17 protein-coding genes are annotated in these 19853 nt (G+C 61.8%); 6 read left to right on the top strand and 11 right to left on the bottom strand.

Going from position 1 to position 19853, the window contains the following annotated elements:
- Positions 1 to 11 precede the first annotated feature (11 nt).
- The 3 genes from FHW75_RS23265 to ptrR all read right to left on the bottom strand — a co-directional run bounded on the left by FHW75_RS23265 (position 12) and on the right by ptrR (position 2320).
- Positions 12 to 533, bottom strand: a complete 522-nt coding sequence (locus FHW75_RS23265; protein WP_019096263.1) for an acyloxyacyl hydrolase — start codon at positions 531 to 533, stop codon at positions 12 to 14.
- A 340-nt stretch (positions 534 to 873) separates the two neighbouring features.
- The gene (locus FHW75_RS23260) at positions 874 to 1317 is read right to left on the bottom strand and encodes a hypothetical protein (RefSeq protein WP_019096264.1); all 444 of its coding nucleotides are present in this window, start codon (positions 1315 to 1317) and stop codon (positions 874 to 876) included.
- A 133-nt stretch (positions 1318 to 1450) separates the two neighbouring features.
- The gene (gene ptrR / locus FHW75_RS23255) at positions 1451 to 2320 is read right to left on the bottom strand and encodes a putrescine utilization regulator PtrR (RefSeq protein ID WP_019096265.1); all 870 of its coding nucleotides are present in this window, start codon (positions 2318 to 2320) and stop codon (positions 1451 to 1453) included.
- A 106-nt stretch (positions 2321 to 2426) separates the two neighbouring features.
- Here ptrR and FHW75_RS23250 point away from each other — a divergent pair, with 106 nt between their 5' ends.
- Positions 2427 to 3812, top strand: coding sequence for an aldehyde dehydrogenase family protein (locus FHW75_RS23250; protein ID WP_025754141.1), 1386 nt, complete (start codon positions 2427 to 2429; stop codon positions 3810 to 3812).
- A 38-nt stretch (positions 3813 to 3850) separates the two neighbouring features.
- On the opposite strand, the gene FHW75_RS23245 is transcribed toward FHW75_RS23250, so the two are convergent.
- Together FHW75_RS23245 and FHW75_RS23240 are read right to left on the bottom strand one after the other, a co-directional pair.
- A complete protein-coding gene (locus FHW75_RS23245; RefSeq protein WP_027609268.1) occupies positions 3851 to 5761 on the bottom strand; it encodes an AAA family ATPase in 1911 nt (636 codons plus the stop codon).
- A gap of 59 nt (positions 5762 to 5820) precedes the next feature.
- The gene (locus FHW75_RS23240; protein ID WP_019096267.1) at positions 5821 to 6720 is read right to left on the bottom strand and encodes a helix-turn-helix domain-containing protein; all 900 of its coding nucleotides are present in this window, start codon (positions 6718 to 6720) and stop codon (positions 5821 to 5823) included.
- 183 nt (positions 6721 to 6903) lie between these two features.
- Between FHW75_RS23240 and FHW75_RS23235 the strand changes: the two genes are divergently transcribed.
- The 4 genes from FHW75_RS23235 (at position 6904) to FHW75_RS23220 (ending at position 11538) form a co-directional block, all read left to right on the top strand.
- Positions 6904 to 8262, top strand: a complete 1359-nt coding sequence (locus FHW75_RS23235) for a glutamine synthetase family protein (protein WP_016715275.1) — start codon at positions 6904 to 6906, stop codon at positions 8260 to 8262.
- Between the two features lie 66 nt (positions 8263 to 8328).
- Complete coding sequence (locus FHW75_RS23230; RefSeq protein WP_027609269.1) at positions 8329 to 9417, top strand: polyamine ABC transporter substrate-binding protein; 1089 nt, start codon at positions 8329 to 8331, stop codon at positions 9415 to 9417.
- A gap of 13 nt (positions 9418 to 9430) precedes the next feature.
- Positions 9431 to 10726 (top strand): FAD-binding oxidoreductase, encoded by a 1296-nt coding sequence (locus FHW75_RS23225; protein ID WP_019096269.1) that lies wholly within the window; start codon positions 9431 to 9433, stop codon positions 10724 to 10726.
- 134 nt (positions 10727 to 10860) lie between these two features.
- On the top strand, positions 10861 to 11538 hold the full coding sequence (locus FHW75_RS23220) for a DUF3313 domain-containing protein (RefSeq protein ID WP_183674708.1): 678 nt from the start codon (positions 10861 to 10863) through the stop codon (positions 11536 to 11538).
- Between the two features lie 40 nt (positions 11539 to 11578).
- On the opposite strand, the gene FHW75_RS23215 is transcribed toward FHW75_RS23220, so the two are convergent.
- A complete protein-coding gene (locus FHW75_RS23215) occupies positions 11579 to 12955 on the bottom strand; it encodes an L-serine ammonia-lyase (RefSeq protein WP_027615547.1) in 1377 nt (458 codons plus the stop codon).
- Positions 12956 to 13101: 146 nt separating this feature from the next.
- Here FHW75_RS23215 and FHW75_RS23210 point away from each other — a divergent pair, with 146 nt between their 5' ends.
- On the top strand, positions 13102 to 14043 hold the full coding sequence (locus tag FHW75_RS23210; RefSeq protein ID WP_016715280.1) for a LysR substrate-binding domain-containing protein: 942 nt from the start codon (positions 13102 to 13104) through the stop codon (positions 14041 to 14043).
- Between the two features lie 41 nt (positions 14044 to 14084).
- Here FHW75_RS23210 and FHW75_RS23205 read toward each other — a convergent pair whose 3' ends face one another.
- From FHW75_RS23205 to FHW75_RS23185, 5 genes are all read right to left on the bottom strand, one after another.
- Entirely contained in the window at positions 14085 to 15506 is a 1422-nt protein-coding gene (locus tag FHW75_RS23205) for an undecaprenyl-phosphate glucose phosphotransferase (protein WP_019096272.1), read from the bottom strand.
- Positions 15507 to 15652: 146 nt separating this feature from the next.
- A complete protein-coding gene (locus FHW75_RS23200) occupies positions 15653 to 16411 on the bottom strand; it encodes a WecB/TagA/CpsF family glycosyltransferase (protein ID WP_019096273.1) in 759 nt (252 codons plus the stop codon).
- Positions 16411 to 17598: a glycosyltransferase family 2 protein gene (locus FHW75_RS23195; RefSeq protein ID WP_025754145.1), complete on the bottom strand. Its 1188-nt coding sequence runs from the start codon at positions 17596 to 17598 to the stop codon at positions 16411 to 16413. The genes FHW75_RS23200 and FHW75_RS23195 overlap by 1 nt, the downstream gene beginning before the upstream one ends.
- On the bottom strand, positions 17595 to 18797 hold the full coding sequence (locus tag FHW75_RS23190; RefSeq protein WP_084297361.1) for a glycosyltransferase: 1203 nt from the start codon (positions 18795 to 18797) through the stop codon (positions 17595 to 17597). Before FHW75_RS23190 ends, FHW75_RS23195 begins: the two co-directional genes overlap by 4 nt.
- A 49-nt stretch (positions 18798 to 18846) precedes the next feature.
- Positions 18847 to 19851, bottom strand: a complete 1005-nt coding sequence (locus FHW75_RS23185) for a VirK/YbjX family protein (protein WP_027609271.1) — start codon at positions 19849 to 19851, stop codon at positions 18847 to 18849.
- Positions 19852 to 19853 lie beyond the last annotated feature (2 nt).

Raw genomic sequence — 19853 nt, 5'->3', positions numbered from 1 at the left:
GCCCCAAACTGCTAGAAACCCTTGCTGTAGAACAGCGAGTACGACTCGATCCCGTCGTTTGGCTGCTTGATGCCCGCGTTGGAGTAATGCATCGCGCGGATGCCCACCTTCTGTTCCCCCGGCAACTTCAAGCCAAAACCGATGCGGTCTTCGAAGTTGACTGAGGAACCCAGACGCTGATCGCCCACGTCGGTCTTGGAGAACGCCGCCAGGCCAATGCCGGCCTCGATGTACGGCGTGTAGGTGAAACCGCTGAATTCATAGGTGAACACCGGGCTGAACGACAGCGAATGTGCGCCACTGGCGTCCCCGCCCTCCCAGTAGGTGTACGCAGCGTCCCAGTATCCGCTCAGATACCCGGTGCTGCTTTCCAGCCATTTCTTGTCCCAGTCGAACGACATGCCAATACGGTAGGTCATGTCGCCTTGGCCGGTGGCGCCAACGGCACCGGACACCTGCGCGGCCTGGGCCAGGTTGGCCCCTGCAAAGGCCAGCACTGCAGCGGCCAGCGATGCTGCTAGACGGGTTTTCATCAACGACTCTCCTGATGGTCTACACGGCAAGCGGGGGCTTGAGCCCCTCGATCTTATGCGGTGCCCGGCCCTTCCAGGCCGGTCACACGAAGTAATATTTTTTTTATTATTGTCCAAATAATCAGAAAGTTGAAAGTGAATTGCCACTATTGGCTAATTCGCTTCTTCAAGATGTGCCTCGCCGTGCGCAGGGCTGCAGTTGTATTCCGCCTCAGGGGTTCGAGCACATCCGGGATCAATACATACCCCCGCTCGTCCACCATCTCCAGTTGAAGGCTCAGGCTCATGGCGATATGCTCCGACCCGGCAGGAGTACACATGTACTCCTGCCCGTTATCCCTTAACGCCAGTTAAGGCTCACGGTCGTAGGGGCCTTGCCGTTAACAGTCACCATTTGCTGCACCGTCTGCCCTTGAGCGTTACCGGTGACTTTGTATTTGCCAGGCGGCAACTGCACATACAGCAGCGGCCCGGCATCCATGACGCTGAGCACGGGCTGCCCCTGGGCGTTCTGGATATCGATATTGGCCCCGCTCTGGAACTTGCCTTCCGGCCCCGTGGAAAGCTCTACGTGCAAGTCGTAACCTGGGGTTTTGCGCAGGGCGTTGGCCTCATCCTGGCCGATACCTCCCTGCAGAAAGCGCACGCCGTTCTGTTCCTGTGGTTGTAACTGAACGGCCTGCATATCGATGGGGGCATTGAGGTTGGCGGCGGCTGCCAAGGTCCATGGCATGGCAAAAGCGACCAGCAGTGCCGCACCGAGGGCATAGTGATGGTTACGCATGGTACGACCCTCCTTCAGAGGATGGCTTACCTAGTATCTGATCCTTCAGGCGTATCGGTGTTCGTGCCGATGTGTGGTTACCCTCGTGATATTCGGCACTAACGCATGAAGCGAACGTAAATTTATATAAATATCAGGATGTTGTACGCGCTTCTTCAAGAAGTTTTACAAACATGCTCAAGCTGCGCGATACCGTGCCCCGCCGCCACACCAGCCAGGTTTTCAGGTAGCGGAAATCCTCCGACATCGGCCACGCACTGACGGTGCTGCACCCGGGCATATTGTCGAGCATGCTGCGCGGCATCATGGCCAGGCCTGCGCCAGCGCTGACGCAGGCCAGCATGCCGTGGTAAGACTCCATCTCGTGGATCTTGCCCGGCACCGCCTGGTCCTGCACGAACCAGTTTTCAAAGTGATGGCGGTAGGAGCAGTTGGCACGGAAGGCGTAGATGCTCTCCCCGTTCACGTCCTGTGCACGGGTAACCGGGGCATGGTTGAGCGGCGCGATCACCATCATCTCTTCCTCGAACACAGGCATGCCCTCCAGTGTCGGGTGCAGCACCGGGCCATCGACGAACGCCGCCACCAGGCGACCAGACAACACGCCTTCCAGCATCGTGCCCGAAGGGCCGGTAGACAGGTCCAGGTCGACCTTGGGATAGCGCTGGTTGTAGGCCGCCAGCAGCGCCGGGATGCGCACGGCCGCGGTGCTTTCCAGTGAGCCCAGGGCGAAGGTGCCCTGCGGGTCTTCACCGGCCACGGTCAAACGCGCCTCGTGAACCAGGTCGAGAATGCGCCGGGTGTATTCGAGAAAATTCCAACCGGCAGGCGACAGGCGCAGGCGGCTCTTTTCGCGAATGAACAGTTCAACGCCGAGGTCTTCCTCCAGCTGCTTGATGCGTGTGGTCAGGTTCGACGGCACCCGGTGGATGTGCTGCGCGGCGGCACTGATGCTGCCCTGCTCTGCCACGGCCTTGAACATCTCCAGTTGCACCAGGTCCACAGTCTTTCTCCAAACGTGAATGTTTCACTCATTATTATTCAGTTTTCATTAAAGCCATAGCCCACTAGTCTGGCGTCACTGATTAACAACAAAGAGAGTGTCCGCCATGAGCGCGATCAGCAGCCTGACCCACGCCATCTCCCTCGACCCGTACAGCGGCGAGCAGATCGGCGCCTACCCGTTCGACACCGACACCGCACTGGAAGCGGCGCTGCAACGTGCCAAGGTTGGCTACCGCCAGTGGCGCCAAGTGTCGCTGGGTCAGCGCAGCGAGTACCTGCTCGCCCTGGCCAGCACCCTCGAAGCCAAAGCCGAAGCCTTCGCCCAGATGATCAGCCGCGAAATCGGCAAGCCAGTCGCCCAGGCCCGTGGCGAAGTCAGCAAGTGCGTTGGCCTGTGCCGTTGGTACGCCGAGCACGGCCCGGCCATGCTCGCGCCGGAGCCTACCCAGGTTGAAAAAGCCCGTATCGAATACCGTCCGCTTGGCCCGATCCTGGCCGTGATGCCTTGGAACTTCCCGGTCTGGCAGGTATTGCGCGGCGCCGTGCCGGCGATCCTGGCGGGTAACACGTATGTACTCAAGCATGCGCCGAACGTGATGGGCAGCGCCTACCTGCTGGGCGAGCTGTTCAAGGATGCCGGGCTGCCAGAGGGCGTGTTCGAGGTACTGAACGTGACCCCGGATGGCGTCACCCGTGCCATCAACGACACGCGCATTGCCGCCGTGACCCTGACCGGCAGCGTACGTGCCGGCATGGCGATCGGTGCCCAGGCCGGTGCCGCGCTGAAGAAGTGCGTGCTGGAGCTGGGTGGTTCCGACCCGTTCATCGTGTTGGCCGACGCCGACCTGGATGCCGCCGTCAAGGCTGCGGTCATCGGCCGCTACCAGAACACCGGCCAGGTCTGCGCCGCGGCCAAGCGTCTGATCGTCGAAGAAAGCATCGTTGACGAATTCACCCGCAAGTTCGTTGAAGCCACCCGTGAACTGAAAGTGGGCAACCCACTGGACGACGACACCTACATTGGCCCGATGGCCCGTTACGACCTGCGCGATGAGCTGGACGGCCAGGTGCAAGCGACCCTCGCCGAAGGCGCCACCCTGCTGCTGGGCGGCAACAAAGTCGAGGGCGTGGCCAACTTCTACGCGCCGACCGTGTTCGCCAACGTCACGCCGGGCATGACGGCGTTCAAGCAGGAGCTGTTCGGGCCGGTGGCCGCGATCATCACTGCCCGTGATGCCGACCATGCGGTGGAGCTGGCAAACGATAGCGAGTTCGGCCTGGCCGCGACCATCTACACCGCCGACTATGCGCTGGCTGAGCGCATGACCGCAGCACTGGATACCGGTGGCGTGTTCATCAACGGTTACTGCGCTTCGGACCCCCGCGTGGCGTTTGGCGGTGTGAAGAAGAGCGGTTTCGGGCGTGAGCTTTCGCACTTTGGTGTGCGTGAGTTCACCAATGCCCAGACGGTGTGGCTGGACCGTAACTGATTGTGTAAATGGGGGCCGCTTTGCGGCCCCCAACAATCTCAATCGCGAACCTGGTCCTTGACCCAGTCCAGCATCCCTCCCGGCACGATCAACTCATGCCGCGCCCGCGAACAGGCGGTGTACAACCCCGCCAGCATCCGCGCCCGCTCATTGCGGTTACCCGCCACCTGAGGCGCCACCATCAGCTCCGGCGACACCATCACCCGGGCGAATTCCATGTTCTTCACGTCCCTTACCCGCCCCAGGAACAACTTGGGTGCCTTGTCCCAACGGTAACGGCTCTTGGCCTTGGCAAAGTGCTCAGGCGTGTAGCCCTTGCGCAGCATGTTGGCCACGGCAACGAAGGCCTTGTCATCGCCCTTGTCCTGCTCCAACGCCTGCCAGCTGGCATAGCGGAACAGCATCGGGTGCCGGGGCCGCGTGCCGTAACGGTACAACTCGATGCAGTCTTCGACGAACAATTCGAAGTCCTTGCGCGCGCTTTTGAGCAGCACGAACGGCACGCCCTGGTGTGTCAGACGCTGGAACCAGCCAAACAGGCCCCATTCGTCATCGACGATCAGCGCCGTGGGCTGTTCCGGCACCGTCACGGCATCGAAGAAGCTGACCCGGGTGTAGTGCTCGGCGCTGCCACTGAAAGCGGCCTGAATCGAGGCCGGGTGCGCCTGAATCAGCGGGTTCAGCACGTTGTCCATCGCCGGCCCGGCACGCAGCGAATGGTCGATGCAGCGCTGGCGAATAAAACCGCCATGGTGCGGACTCAGACCGTTGAGGTTCTGCAGCTCGTCCCCCAGGGCAATGATCGACTGCGGGCTGCGATCAAGCACGGCAAGCATCGGTGCGGACAGCTCGTGGGATTCGTCGACGATGACGTGGGTATAACGGCTGTCGATCACATAGTCGGTCAGTGACAGCAGCTTTACCCGGTGGTAGTCGCGCACCGGTAGCTGGATTTCTCGTGCCGACGGGCGAATCAGTTCCTGCCAGTACGACCTCGCCTTTTCCAGCAGCACCTCTTGGTCCAGCGGCGAGGTGCCCGGCCCGGCCCATGGCAAATGGTGCAATTGCAGCTGGGTGTCGGCGCTGTGGCAGAACGTGCGCACGGCGCGCACGCACAAGGCAACCACATCGCGTGCAGCAACTGGGCCGATGTCGGGAATGGCCAGCCAGCGCACCACCTGTGCGTCCTGCGGGCGCCACGACAGCTTGGTACGGTACGGGTCGCGCAAACGCCAGCCATTGCTGGTGAGGTCGCGGTTCAGCAGCTCGTCTGCCAGCTGGCCGAAGGTCATCGCGGTGTAGGCGGCAGCGTCCTTCACCCGCGCCTGCAGGGCGCGCAACTGGCCCTCGGTCAGTGCCAGCAGCAACGTGCGCTGTGGCTCCAGCAGCCGGGCGAACTGGTGAATCAGGAAGGTTTTGCCGGTGCCGGCGAAGCCTTGCACGGCCACCGACTCGTCTATGCCACTGAGAAACTCGCGCAGCAGGCGGTTTTGCTGATCGCTGAGCATCAGGTCACTGGCCAGGGACGGCAAGTACACCGGGTGCAGCGGTGTGGCCCGCTGGCGGTAGGTGTCGGCGAACTGGAAGCTCCACTGGCCTTCGGCATCCAGCAGCTCGTCTGCGGTGTACTCCACCTCGGCCGACAACAGGGCAATGCCGTTTTCACCCAGCATGCCAAGGCCCATGGCAAAAGCTTCGCGATCGAAGTGCTGCGCCACCTGGCCCTGGAAACGCCCGGGCGCGACGCTTTCGACTTCGTTGGCGATGCGCACGATTCCGGCGAAACGGCGCTCTTGCGCGTCGGCCGATGCGGTGCCGGGCTGGCGTGGGAGGTTTTGCACGAACAGCACTGCGGCAGCGTCGAGCACGCTGGCAGTGGTGAAAAAGTCAGTGTTGGGTTCGCTGGCGAGGCGATCGGCCTGGTCGCTGGGCAAAGGCAGGTAAAACATCGGCACCTCGGGTGGAAACAGGGCGGCACGATAGCAACTTTCGGTAGGGAATGCTGGGTTTAACCCCTGCGCCGCTTCAACGTCTCGCTGGGAAACTCCTTGAACAACTGTTTGTAACTCTCTGAAAACCTTCCCAAATGCCAAAATGACCAGCGCATCGCTACTTCGGCGACCGTTACGCCACCACCGCGCAACAAGTCGCGCCGCGCACCGTTCAGCCTGCGCAACCGCAGCCACTGCGCCGGCGGCATGCCGGTAAATGCCTTGAACGCCTGCTGCAACTGACGCAGGGAAACCCCGGCAACCCCCGCCAACTCCATCAGGTTTAGCGTCTCTTCCGGGCAGTCGGCCGCCCATTCGCTGACCCGGCGCATGATCGCGCGCTCTTCGTCACGGCGCCCCAACGCCACACCCTGCAAGCGCTGACAGGCATTGTCGAGAATGAACAGGCAGTCCTCCAGCAATTGCTCGGCCAAGGCCTGCCCCTGCAGCCGGCAATCCGCGTCGCCCAGGCGCGTCAGCGTGGCGCTCAGCCAGCTACCGAACAAGGCATTCTGCCCGCTGCCCAATGGCACCATGAATAAACCTTCGAGGCGCTGCGGGTCCAGCCCATGGCGGGCCAGAAAGGCCTGATCGAACACCACCGCCACCTCCTGGTAGTTCTCCGGCGTGATCCAGATATTGCGGCTTTGCTCGTTCAGCAGGTACAGGCTGTTCTCGCTACGGTCGAAGCAGAACGCCAGCGAACCGCTCGGCGCGCGGAAAAACTGCTCCACCCGGGTATTCAGCCGCTCTTCGTACACCTCCACGCCATCGAGCCCCAGGCAACGCAGTTCACCGCTGAAATGCCCGGGTGACATCTGCCGATACTGTTGCTGCCAGCCAGGGGTGGCGCGCACTTGCTCGGTAACGTCGGTGGTATGAAAAGCCTGGACCTGCAACGCATTGGCGGTTGTCACGCATTGTCCTGTATGCACTCTTTTGGTGCATTCGTTACTGAAGAAAGTGGATAGATTGCCCCGGGGAGCTGCGACCAAGATAGTCTCCAGCGCGTCACCTGGGAAGCGTGATGCCCCGGAAACCCTGCGACGGCTTTCTCGGGCTTCCGCGTTCCCACACTAAAACCCAACCAAGAGGTCTGTATGAACGCCCCCTTCGATCAGCTGTACACCTGGCTGAAAGAACACCGCATCACCGAAGTCGAATGCGTGATCAGCGACTTGACCGGCATTGCCCGTGGCAAGATCGCGCCCACCGCCAAGTTCCTCCATGAACGTGGCATGCGCCTGCCAGAAAGCGTGCTGCTGCAGACGGTCACCGGCGACTACGTTGACGATGACATCTACTACAACCTGCTCGACGCCGCCGACATCGACATGGTCTGCCGCCCCGACCCAAGCGCTGTGTACCAGATCCCGTGGGCGATCGAGCCGACTGCGATCGTGATCCACGACACCTTCGACAAACAAGGCAACCCCATTGAGCTGTCGCCGCGCAACGTGCTGAAGAAGGTGCTCAAGCTGTACGCCGACAAAGGCTGGCAGCCGATCGTCGCGCCGGAAATGGAGTTTTACCTGACCAAGCGCTGCGAAGACCCGGACTTGCCACTGCAGGTCCCGCTGGGGCGCTCTGGCCGTGCCGAAAGCGGCCGTCAGTCGTTCTCGATCGATGCCGCCAACGAATTCGACCCGCTGTTCGAAGACGTCTACGACTGGTGCGAGATCCAGGGCCTGGACCTGGATACGCTGATTCACGAAGACGGCCCGGCGCAGATGGAGATCAACTTCCGCCACGGAGACGCGCTGGACCTGGCCGACCAGATCACCGTGTTCAAGCGCACCATGCGTGAGGCAGCCCTCAAGCACAACGTCGCCGCTACCTTCATGGCCAAGCCGATCACCGACGAGCCGGGCAGCGCCATGCACCTGCACCAAAGCGTGGTGGACATCGCCACCGGCAAGCCGATTTTCGCCAATGAAGACGGCAGCATGAGCCCGCTGTTCCTGCACCACATCGGCGGCTTGCAGAAGTACATCCCCAAGCTGCTGCCGATGTTCGCGCCCAACGTCAACTCGTTCCGCCGCTTCCTGCCGGACACCTCGGCACCGGTCAACGTCGAGTGGGGCGAAGAAAACCGCACCGCGGGCTTGCGTGTGCCCACGTCCAGCCCCGAGGCGATGCGCGTGGAAAACCGCCTGCCGGGTGCGGATGCCAACCCGTACCTGGCGATTGCCGCCAGCCTGCTGTGCGGCTATCTGGGCATGGTCGAGCAAATCGACCCCAGCGCGCCGGTACAAGGCCGTGCCTACGAACGGCGCAACCTGCGCTTGCCGATCACCATCGAGGATGCGCTGCAGCACATGGAAGACTGCGAAACCGTGCAGCAGTACCTGGGCAAGCAGTTCGTCCAGGGCTACGTGGCGGTCAAGCGGGCCGAGCACGAGAACTACAAGCGCGTGATCAGCTCGTGGGAGCGCGAGTTCCTGATGCTCAGCGTTTGACCCACACAGGGGGGGCTTGAAGCCCCCTGCACCGAATTCGAAGAACAAGACCAACGAGGTGTCCCCATGCGTCATCTGCAAGCCCTGATACCCGCTGCATTCACCCTGCTGTTCGCCACCACCACCCACGCCACCCCTTCGGTCAGCGTGTACAACTGGACCGACTACATTGGTGACACCACCCTGGCCGACTTCCAGGCCAGCAGCGGGATCAAGGTGGTGTATGACGTGTTCGACTCCAACGAAACCCTCGAAGGCAAACTGCTGGCCGGGCGCACCGGTTATGACGTGGTGGTGCCGTCGAACCACTTCCTCGCCCGCCAGGCCCAGGCCGGTGCCTTCTTGCCGCTGGACCGCAGCAAACTGCCGAACTGGCAGCACCTGGACCCCAAGCTGCTCAAACAGCTTGAACAGAACGACCCAGGTAACCAGTACGCGGTGCCTTACCTGTGGGGTACCAATGGCATCGGCTACAACGTCGACAAGGTCAAGGCGGCTCTAGGCGTGGACCATATCGACTCGTGGGCGGTGCTGTTCGAGCCGGAAAACCTGAAAAAGCTCAAACAGTGCGGCGTGGCCTTCATGGACTCGCCCGATGAACTGTTCCCGGCTGTCCTCAACTACCTGGGCATGGACCCGCGCAGCGAAAAACCGGCCGACTACGCCAAGGCCGAAGCCCGCCTGCTGGAGCTGCGCCCCTACATCACGTACTTCCATTCCTCCAAATACGTCTCCGACCTGGCCAATGGCGATGTCTGCGTGGCCTTCGGCTACTCCGGCGACGTGTTCCAGGCCGCCAACCGTGCCGTGGAAGCGAAGAACGGCGTGAAAGTGGCCTACAGCATTCCCAAGGAAGGCAGCAACCTGTGGTTCGACCTGCTGGCCATCCCCAAGGACGCCAGCAACCCCGAGCAGGCCCTGGCATTCATCAACTACCTGCTCGACCCCAAAGTGATCGCCAAGGTCAGCGCAACCGTCGGCTATGCCAATGCCAACCCGGACGCCAAGGCCTACATGGATGCATCGCTGGTCGGCAATCCCGAAATCTACCCACCCCAGGACGTGCTGGACAAACTGTACATCTCCAGCACCCCGAGCCCGAAGATCATGCGCGTCATGACCCGCTCCTGGAGCAAGATCAAGTCCAACCGCTGAGTCGAGAACGCCCATGTCTTTCACTACTCAACACGCCGCTTCGTACTACGCCGCCACGGCGCGCGATGCGGCCCCCTACCCCAGCCTGGACGGCGAACTGACGGCTGACGTATGCGTGGTCGGCGGCGGGCTGACCGGGGTCAATACCGCCCTGGAGCTCGCCGAGCGTGGCCTTTCGGTGGTGCTGCTGGAAGGCCGGCGCATCGGCTGGGGCGCCAGTGGGCGCAATGGCGGCCAGCTGATTCGCGGTATTGGCCACGATGTCAGCGGTTTCGCCCGGCATGTTGGCCAGGACGGCGTGCGTTACCTGAAGCAGGCCGGCATCGATTCGGTGGCGCTGGTGGCCGAGCGTATCGCCCGCTACGGTATTGCCTGCGACCTGCGTTGGGGTTTCTGCGAGCTGGCCAATACACCTGCCCAGTTCGCTGCCTTCAAGGATGAACAGGACGACCTCGCGGCGCTGGGCTATCGCCATGCAACACGCCTGGTCGGTGCGGGGCAGTTGAACGAGATTGTCGCCAGCGACCAGTACGCCGGCGGCCTGGTCGACATGGGCTCGGGCCACTTGCACCCCCTCGACTTGGTCCAGGGCGAAGCCCGTGCCGCGCACGGCCTGGGTGTGCGCATTTTCGAGCAGAGCCCGGTATTGCGCATCGAACACGGACCTTGCGTCACCCTGCACACGGCTCGCGGCAAGGTGCGGGCCAGTAGCCTGGTACTCGGCTGTAACGCCCACCTCGACGAGCTGGAGCCGCGACTGAGCGGCAAGGTGCTGCCAGCCGGCAGTTACGTGGTGGCCACCGAACCATTGCCCGAAGCACTGGCCAGCAGCCTGATTCCGCAGAACATGGCACTGTGCGACCAGAAGGTCGGCCTGGACTACTACCGCCTCACCGCCGACCGCCGCCTGCTGTTTGGCGGCGCCTGCCACTACTCCGGGCGCGACCCCAAGGACATCGCGGCCTATATGCGGCCCAAGGTGCTGAAAGTGTTCCCCCAGCTGGCCAATGTGCGCATCGATTTTCAGTGGGGCGGCATGATCGGCATCACCGCCAACCGCTTCCCCCAGGTTGGGCGCCTGAGCCACCACCAGAACGTATACTACGCCCAAGGCTACTCCGGGCATGGGCTGAACGTGACGCACTGGACGGCGAAACTGCTGGCCGAAAGTATCGCCCTCGGCCATAGCCATGGCCTGGATGTGTTCAGCGCCGTGCCACACCTGACCTTCCCCGGCGGCAAGGCACTGCGCTCGCCGCTACTGGCACTGGGCATGTTGTGGTACCGGTTGCGCGAAGCGTTGGGGTGAGTCCAGCACATGAATTGCGGCGCCAGACAGACCAGGCACCGCAATTCATTGTCCAGATTGAACGCCCCCACTGGCCAACTGCCGCGCACCTGCTAGCGTTGTTCTGGCCGACCTCTCATGGATGCACCTCCATCATGAAATCACTGCCTCGCATTACCCTGTTGTGCGCCGCGCTGCTTGCCGTGGCCGCCTGCTCCAGCAAAAGCGTGGACCCCAAGGACTATTCCGGCTTCCTCAAGGATTACAGCCGCCTGCAGGAAGCCAAGAGCCCTTCGGGTGACCCGGTGATGCGCTGGATCGACCCCAACGTTAACGTCAACCAGTACAGCCAGGTGTTCATCGAGCCCAGCCAGTTCTACCCCAAGCCACAGCCAACGGCGGTGATTTCGCAGCAGACGCTGCAAGAAATCACGCGTTACTTCAATGAAGCCTTGCGCCGTGAAATGGGCAGCGTGATACCGCTGGCCAAGGGGCCAGGCCCGGGAGTGATCGTGGTGCGCCCCGCCATTACAGCGGTGTCGACCAGCAACGAAGGCCTGAAGCCTTACGAAGTCATCCCTATCGCACTGATTTCGGCGGGCGTGAACACGGCCATGGGTGGCCGTGATCAGGAAGTGGATGTCGGCGTGGAGGCAGCGTTCCTTGATGGTGCCAGCCAGAAGGTGCTGGCCCAGGTGCTGCGCAAAGGCACGGGGCAGGAACTGGAGAACGATACCCAGAAGCTGACCTTGAATGACGTAAAGCCAGTGCTGGATGGTTGGGCGAAGGACATGCGTGCCAGCTTTTTAGCAGCGAAGCAGAAGGCTCGTTAAGTTTAGGGCCGCTTTGCGGCCCTAAACCTGATCTAGCCTGTTAGCACTCTACGAATGCAACCGCCAAACCGCCGCGCGAAGTTTCCTTGTAATTGGCATGCATATCCGCCCCGGTATCCCGCATGGTGCGGATCACCCGGTCAAGCGAGATGAAGTGCTCGCCATCCCCACGCAACGCCATCTGTACGGCGTTGATCGCCTTTACCGCAGCAATCGCATTGCGCTCGATGCACGGCACCTGCACCAGGCCACCGACCGGATCGCAGGTCAGCCCGAGGTTGTGCTCCAGCGCAATTTCGGCGGCGTTCTCAAGTTGTGGCGGGGTCGCACCCAGCACCTGGGCCAGGCCGGCAGCGGCCATCGAACACGCTGAGCCCACCTCGCCCTGGCAACCGACCTCGGCGCCGGAGATCGACGCGTTTTTCTTGCACAGAATACCAACTGCTGCGGCGCCGAGCAGGAAGTCCACCACATCCGCGTCATTGGCACTGGGGTTGAACTTCATATAATAGTGCATCACCGCCGGGATAATGCCCGCCGCACCGTTGGTTGGTGCAGTGACCATGCGCCCACCGGCCGCATTCTCTTCATTGACCGCCAGGGCGAACAGGTTCACCCACTCCATGGCGCTGAGGGTCGAGCCAATCACGTTGGGCTTGCCCAGTTCCTGCAAGCTACGATGCAAACGCGCGGCGCGGCGCTTGACATGCAGCCCACCCGGCAGAATGCCTTCGTTGCGCAGGCCGTTCTGAACACACTCCTGCATGGCCGCCCAGATACGCAGCAAGCCTTCACGCACTTCGGCTTCCGGGCGCCAGGCACGTTCGTTGGCCATCATCAGTTGCGCAACGCTCAAACCGTGGGTTTTACACAAGGTCAGCAGCTGGGCCGCACTGTCGAACTCATACGGCAAGATCACTGCGTTGCTTTCGGCGGCAGGGGCATCGATTTCGGCCTGCTCGACGATAAACCCACCGCCCACTGAATAGTAGGTCTGGCACAGCAGGCTGCCCTGCCCGTCCAGCGCCTCCAGGCTCATGGCATTGGGGTGATAAGGCAGGTTTTCGTCGAGCAGCAACATGTCACGGCCATACTCGAAGTCCAGCGGGTGGCTGCCATCCAATATCAGGCAACGCTCCTGCAGCACCTGGCTGATACGCGAATCGATGGTGGCCGGGTCGATCCGGTCTGGCCATTGGCCCATCAGGCCCAGCAGGCAGGCGCGGTCGGTGGCATGGCCAACCCCGGTAGCCGACAGCGAGCCATACAACCGCACTTCAACGCGCGTCACCCGCGTCAGCACCCCCTGCTCACGCAGGGCCTGGGCGAACGTCGCTGCTGCCCGCATCGGGCCGACGGTGTGAGAGCTGGACGGCCCGATGCCGATTTTGAAAAGGTCGAAAACACTGATAGCCATGCTAATGCCTGACCGTACCCTGAGATGAATCCACGGCACGGTTATCTGAAGAAATTGAGCGGTATTGCGATTTTGCGCGATACTGACGCGCTCATTCACGAATGACCAACGAATCTTTCTAAGCAAGGCTTTAGTGGTACTAAACGATGCGACGACAACTCAATGGTCAGGTGTTCGTCTGGCTGCATGTATTCGCCTGCGCAGCCCGGCACCTGTCCTTCACCCGCTGCGCCGAAGAGCTGCACATCACCCCAGGTGCTGTCAGCCAGCAGATGCGCCAGCTGGAAGAACGCCTGGGTTACCGGCTGTTCCTGCGTCGGGCACGCGGTGTGGAGCTGAGCGCCGAAGGGCAACGCCTGGCCCAGACAGTGGCAGAAGCCTACGGCAGCATCGAGGCCGAATTGTTGCGCCTGGATGCCGGAGAAATCCGCGGCACCTTGCGGGTGCGCTCGATCCCGTCTTTTTTGGCCAAATGGCTTACCCCGCGCCTGCCGCGCTTTCAGCAGCGTTACCCGGACATCGAGCTGCGCCTGGTGGCCGAGGACAGTGCCCAGGCATTGACCCCAGGCGATTTCGACCTGGCTATCGACCTGAACGATGGCAGCTACCCTGGCATGCTCTCGACACCGCTGCTGGACGAGCAGATCTTTCCGGTGTGCTCACCTACCCTGCTACGCGGGCGCCCGCCGCTGCATGGGCCGGCAGACCTGGCGCACTACCCACTGCTGCACGACATCACGGCGTGGCGTGGCAGTTCGGAGTATGCGGAGTGGGAGTTCTACCTGGAGGGTATTGGCGCCGCTGGCCTGGATGTGCGGCGTGGGCACACTTTCAACCGCAACCACCTGACCATCGAAGCGGCCATCGCCGGTATCGGCGTAGCGATCGCCCGTCGCACACTGTTGAATGACGAGCTGGAGCGCGGCGCATTGATCGTGCCGTTCGGCGTTCCGATCGCCAACCACAAACGCTACGTGGTGCATTACCCGCCAGGCGGGCTGAACCAGCCTGGGGCGCGGGCGGTGCATGACTGGCTGGTGGAGGAAGCGCGAGGATTCCGGGAATTGCACCCGCTAAACAAGGAATAGCCAGCCTGTACGCTCCTACAAGGGTCTCGCCAGCTTTATGACTAGTAAGCCTGCTTGCCGGTAAAGGCGTTCAGGGTACGCACCAGAATCACGAAGTCCAGCCACAGCGACCAGTTGTTGATGTACTCGATGTCCGAGTCCACCCGCTGGATCATCTGCTCGATATCCTTGGTCTCTCCCCTGAAGCCACGTACTTGGGCCAAGCCGGTCATGCCTGGTTTGATGTTGTGGCGGGCGAAGTAATCAACGATGTCCTGCGAATACAAGGTGTCATGCTGCAACGCATGCGGTCGCGGCCCGACCAGCGACATTTCCCCGGTCAGTACATTGAACAACTGCGGCAATTCATCCAGGCTGGTGCGTCGAATGAAGGCGCCAATCTTGGTGAGCCGCGGGTCATCCTTCTGTGCCTGCTTGACCACACCACCTTCGGGCTGGTGGACATGCATGCTCCTGAATTTCCAGATCCGGAACGATTCCCCGGTCCAGCCCGTGCGTTCCTGGCGGAAGAACACCGGCCCGGGGCTGGTGAGTTTGATGGCCAGTGCAACCGTCAGCAACACAGGCGAAGCGCACAGTAGAATCACCGCTGCCAGCACCCTGTCCTCAAGGTTTTTCAGGAAAAGGCTCATGCCCGTCAGGGGCGTTTCCGACAAGGTCAGCACAGGAATCCCGGCAATTTCCCGCACACTGTGGTTGATCAGGCGCAACGAAAAGATATCCGGCACCCAGTTCACCGCGATGCACTTGTCGAGCAACTTGAAGTACACATCGTTGATGACCTCGGAGCCACCGAGCGGCGTGACCAGGTAAACGGTGCGTATGCCATGCTGGGCGACGATTTCATCCAGGTCTGCAATGTGCCCCAGCACAGGCAGGCGCTGCTTGCCCTCGCCGTTGTCACGCCCCTGGCCGTCGCCCTTGTCGAGCAGTACGCACCCCAATACCCGTTCACCAAACCAGGGGTTGTTGCTGATTTTCTGATAAAGAAAATTCGCCAGGTCGCCGTCGCCGATAATCAGCGCGTTATCCAGGCGTGCATGGGCGGTAAAACGCTTTTGCAGTTCACGAACGGCAAAGTGCAGGAATAACTGCGCGATGTAGCCAATGATGAACAACTGCACCACCAACAAACGCGAGTACGTTTCACTCTGCTTGGTCAGGAAGGCCATGACCACGAGAAAACAGAACGTTGCCGACCAGGCCTTGAACAGGCGGAAGGCTTTGATCGAAAGCCCGACATTGGTGCGGTAGATCGCATAATGGTCGTAAATGACGGCCAGTGCGCCAATCAGCAACAGCAGCATGATTACATAATCGGAGGTAATGTAACCAAACTGGTCGTAGATGAGATACCAGGCAATACCGGTGACTGCAATGCCATCGAGCCCTGCCTGAATGGCGTTACTTACGCTGCTTCTTCTTTGGAGTAAGGAACGACTGCTTCTGGGTTCGAAAACCATTTCAGACCTCATCTGTGTCAGCGTAGCCAGTGCCTTCCATCAAGCATCAAGTCTTGAAAACAGCGTGTACAACGCCAGATAAGCAGCCCCCAAGCCACTGCTCTCACTGTAGCAGCCACCCGCCATCAGCGCGGATTTTGGCCGATTCATACAGTGCCCCTGGCCGAATCGGCTGCCTTGCGGTAAAGCAGCGTGCGCAGCAAGAATAGCGGGTTGCCCACTACATAACGCATGAACAGACGTTTTGGCTCGCGCAACAGCCGGTAGGCCCACTCTCCCCCCAGCCGCCTTAGCCAAGGCGGTGCCCGGCTGACCTTGCCGCCGAGAAAGTCCAGAATTGCCCCACCACACACGATCAGGCACGGCCCGCCAACGGCTGCCAGCCTGGCCGCCACCGCCTCCTGTTTGGGCATGCCCATGCCCAGAACGATCAGCTCGGGTTGTTGCTCACGGGCCAGCTGCAGGTAGGTTTCGAGGCTGGCGAAGCCGTCATGTACCGACACGGGTACTACACCAAAATCGGTTTCACACCGCTGCACAGCCTGATTCAGGTAGGGTTGTCGGGTGCCCCAGAATGCGACCTTGCGCCCACGGTATGCGGCCATGAGCCTGGGAATGAAGTCAGTCCCGTTCATGTTAAGCCCGGGTGCCAGGCCCAGACGCCGATACAGGATGGCCATGCCGGAGCCGTCGCGCAGCAACACGTCGGCTGCCGACAGTGCCTGGCAGTAGGCGCCGTCACGGACCACCAGGTTCATCGCATGGGCATTGACGAAGCCCAGCACGGTCGCGGCTTGCGGGGCTGCCAGCCTGTCGAGCAGGCGCTGTGCCGCGCCGCTGTCGGGCACCACCTCGAGCGCATCGATTATGCGTTGCCAGCGATTCTGCCATTGCCACAGTGCCATCAGTCATCATCCCGTTTTGAGCGCACCCACTCAACCTGGCGCTTGATCAGGAACCCTAGGTACAAAGGGATTTTCTTTGCCGCGTAGAACGGTGCGTAAAGCAAGACGGAAAACGGGATCAGCTCACGGCAGAAGCGCGCCCAAGCCAGCAAAACCGCAAGGCTGAGCATGGCCAAGGCTATCAGGGCGATCCACGCTGGCGCGGCAACATCGAACAGCAAGTACGCCAGCCAGGCCACCAGATTGAGCCCCAGCAGGGTCAGTACCAACAACGCCAAAGGCGGTACCAGCAAGTCGAGGGTCATCGCCAGCAGGCTACCATTGCCTTGGGTCACGGCGGCCAACGCACGCTTGGGCGCATCGGCCAGCATCAAGCCCAGGTGGCCATGCTCCCAGCGGGTGCGCTGGCTGTTCAGGCCTTGCTGGCTGGCAGGAAACTGACTGGTGACCAATGCCTCAGGGCAGAACACGGGAGGCTTGCCCTGCTGACACAGGTCCAGGCCCAGTTTCACGTCCTCTACCAGGTGCCCATTGGCAAGGTTGATCAAGGTCAGGTCGTGCCAACCGAATGCCATGCCCGCCCCCATCAGTTGACAGGGCAAGCCCAGCCGCGCCCAGCCACGCGGGCGCACCAGGTTTTTCACCCGCCAGGCAAACTCGGCGACTTGCACTTTCAGCCCGGTACCCACGGGCGCACGCATCAGGTACAGCGCCTGTACCGGCCGCCGGGTCTGGTGATAACGACGCGCCAGGCAGTCAATTGCCCCCTCACCCACCTGGCAATCGGCATCCACCACAATCACCACCTCGGGTGGCTGTTCGGCCAGGTGACGCACGCCGAAGTCCAGCGCATAGCCTTTGCCACGCAACACCGCGTCGAAGCGTTCCACCACCTCGGCGCCGGCGTCGCGGGCCAGCTGCGCCGTATCATCGGTGCAGTTGTCTGCCACCACCAGCAAGCGGTCACCGTCAAGCAATTGCGGGGCAATGCTCGCCAGCGTTGCACGAATGATCGCAGCCTCATCGTGGGCAGGTACCAGCACCGCCACCCGGGGGCGCAGACTATGGCCCAGGTACTGCGAGCGTGGTGGCAGACACGCCAGCAGCATCTGTACAAAAAAAATCGACACAGGCACAAGGACGATGAACGTCAGCAGGCCCAGCGACCAACTCAATACACTTATCATGCGGATGCCTTGAAGTAAGCGGCCAGCCGGGCCGCTTCGGTGTCGATATCATGCCGCTGCAGCACACGCTGGTAGGCTGCCTCGCCCATGCGCTGCAATACGTCGGCCGGTTGGCACAGGCAATCCGCCATGGCTTCAGCCAGCTCGTCGACGGCGCCAGCGGGGAAAAGCCAGCCGTTCTCACCCGGGCGCACCAGCTCGGGGATGCCCGCCACATAGGTAGTCAGCACGGGCCGGCGCAAGGCCATGGCCTCCATGATCACCACCGGCAGGCCTTCGGCGAAGCTGGGCAATACCAGCGCACGGGCGGCGAGGATTTCTTCGCGCACCTGTGCACTGCTGATCCAGCCAGTGATGCGCACGTGCTGCTGCAGGCCATGCCGGGCAATCAGGGCCTCGATCTGCTGGCGCATTTCACCGTCACCCGCCAACACCAGTTCGAAGTCAATCGACTGTGCAGCAAGCTGACGCGCCGCCTCAAGCAACAGCAGCTGGCCTTTCTGCTCACACAGGCGCCCCACGCAAACAAACCGTGCTACTGACGGTACATCGACCGGCGCCACCTCATGGAAACCCCGCTCCAGGCCGCAATGCACCACCTTTACCTTGGGCCAATGCTCGTGCGCCACCCAGCGGAACAGCTGGCTGCGCCCGTAGGAACTGACCGCTGCGACAAAGGCGGCTCGCCGCACCTTTTCGCCCATGTGCAGGAACTGCGGTTTGTCGAACTCTTCCGGTCCATGCACGGTAAAACTGTAGGCCGGTCCGCCCAGTTGGTTGGTCAGCATGACCACCTCGGTGGAGTTGGTGCCGAAATGGGCATGCACGTGTTTCGCCTCACTGGCCTGTAGCCACTGCAGCACCAGGCAAGCTTCGGCCAGGTAGACCAAGTGGTAGGGCCAGGCGCGGTCGGCGCGCAGGCCAAGGCGCATGGCCAGCCACAGGGCCTGGAAGAACCGCCCGGGTTGTGCTCGCAGCACCTGTAACGTGGGCCTCAGCAAGCCCTTTACACCAGCCCGCAGCACATAGCGGGTCTTGTCGCGCTCGGCCGTATCCTCGGCATCCTGCAACTCGGCGTCCCATCCCCGCAGGGCGATGCGTTGCACCTCTACGCCCTGACGCTCCAGCGCCAGGATCTCGCGGCGGATGAAACTGTGGCTGACCTTCGGGTACTGATTGATGAAGTAAGCAATGCGCATACGAATCCAGATCCCAACCCGCTTGATGACCGGCCTGCCCTGGCAACCTTCACTTCAGGCTGTCGACTACCGGTGGTCTGTCTACTGCCGATGCACTCAAAGCAAATGCATCCCCCTGTTTTCCTTGTAGTCCAAGGTTGTGACCGCTGCCCGGCAATGCGGCCTGCAGGCGAATAAAAACATCGTCGAGCAGCGCCTGGCGGCGGCGGTACATCGCGCGCTTTTTGGCCGGGATGTCCTGCTCGGCCCGTTGTGCCGGTGCCAAGGGGATAGTGAAGAAGTCGTCGCGGTTCGACGCCGTAGCGCCATTTTCCTGCCAGATGACGTCGTAATTGGCCGCCAGATCCTGGGCCTTGTCGCTGCCAAAGTACGGGTGGCGATGGTGCCGGCAGGCATCGCTGACGGCATACAGGTGCGCAACGCCCAGCATGCGTGCCAGGCACTTCAACGCTTCGAGCAGCAGGCTGCGCGGGCGCAGCCCCTCGAAGTCCTTGGTCAGGTCACGGTAGATGGCCAGCGAGGTGTCACTGTCGATGCCCTTGTGAATGCCTTGGACGGCACCGATGAACATCGACAGCCCCCCCTGATCACGGCACAGGCTAAACGCCAACGACGCCACGCGCAGGTCGCCCTGGAACAGGTTCAGTACCAGTTCACCTTCGCGCTTGAACCAGATCGGCCGGTCCAGCACCAGGCGGCAGCCCGGCGAATAACTGGCCAGCTCGCACAGCGTCAGGCTTTCGTCCCGCCCCAGTAGCAACAGCGCCGGAAACTGCCCGGCCAGCACTTCAAAGTGCGAAGCCACCACCTCCAGGCGCTGCGGGGCCTCCCAGCATTTGCTGAGGTAAGGCCACTGCACCACGCCGATGCAATCCACACCCAGCCGCTGCAGCCCCTGCTGGCCCAGCGCCGCCGTCATGCGCTGCATGAAGGCATTCAGCTCAGGCCATTGCCTGACAATCTCTCGGGTCAACTTGTACTTGTTGTTCAATGCCCGCAACGAGTAGCCCGGTTGCAGGGTAAACACGCTTTTGACGAGGGCGCCGAGCATCATGG

The organism is Pseudomonas sp. OG7, from assembly GCF_014192825.1.
Lineage (GTDB): Bacteria > Pseudomonadota > Gammaproteobacteria > Pseudomonadales > Pseudomonadaceae > Aquipseudomonas > Aquipseudomonas monteilii.
This window is presented reverse-complemented; position numbering and strand designations above follow the sequence as displayed.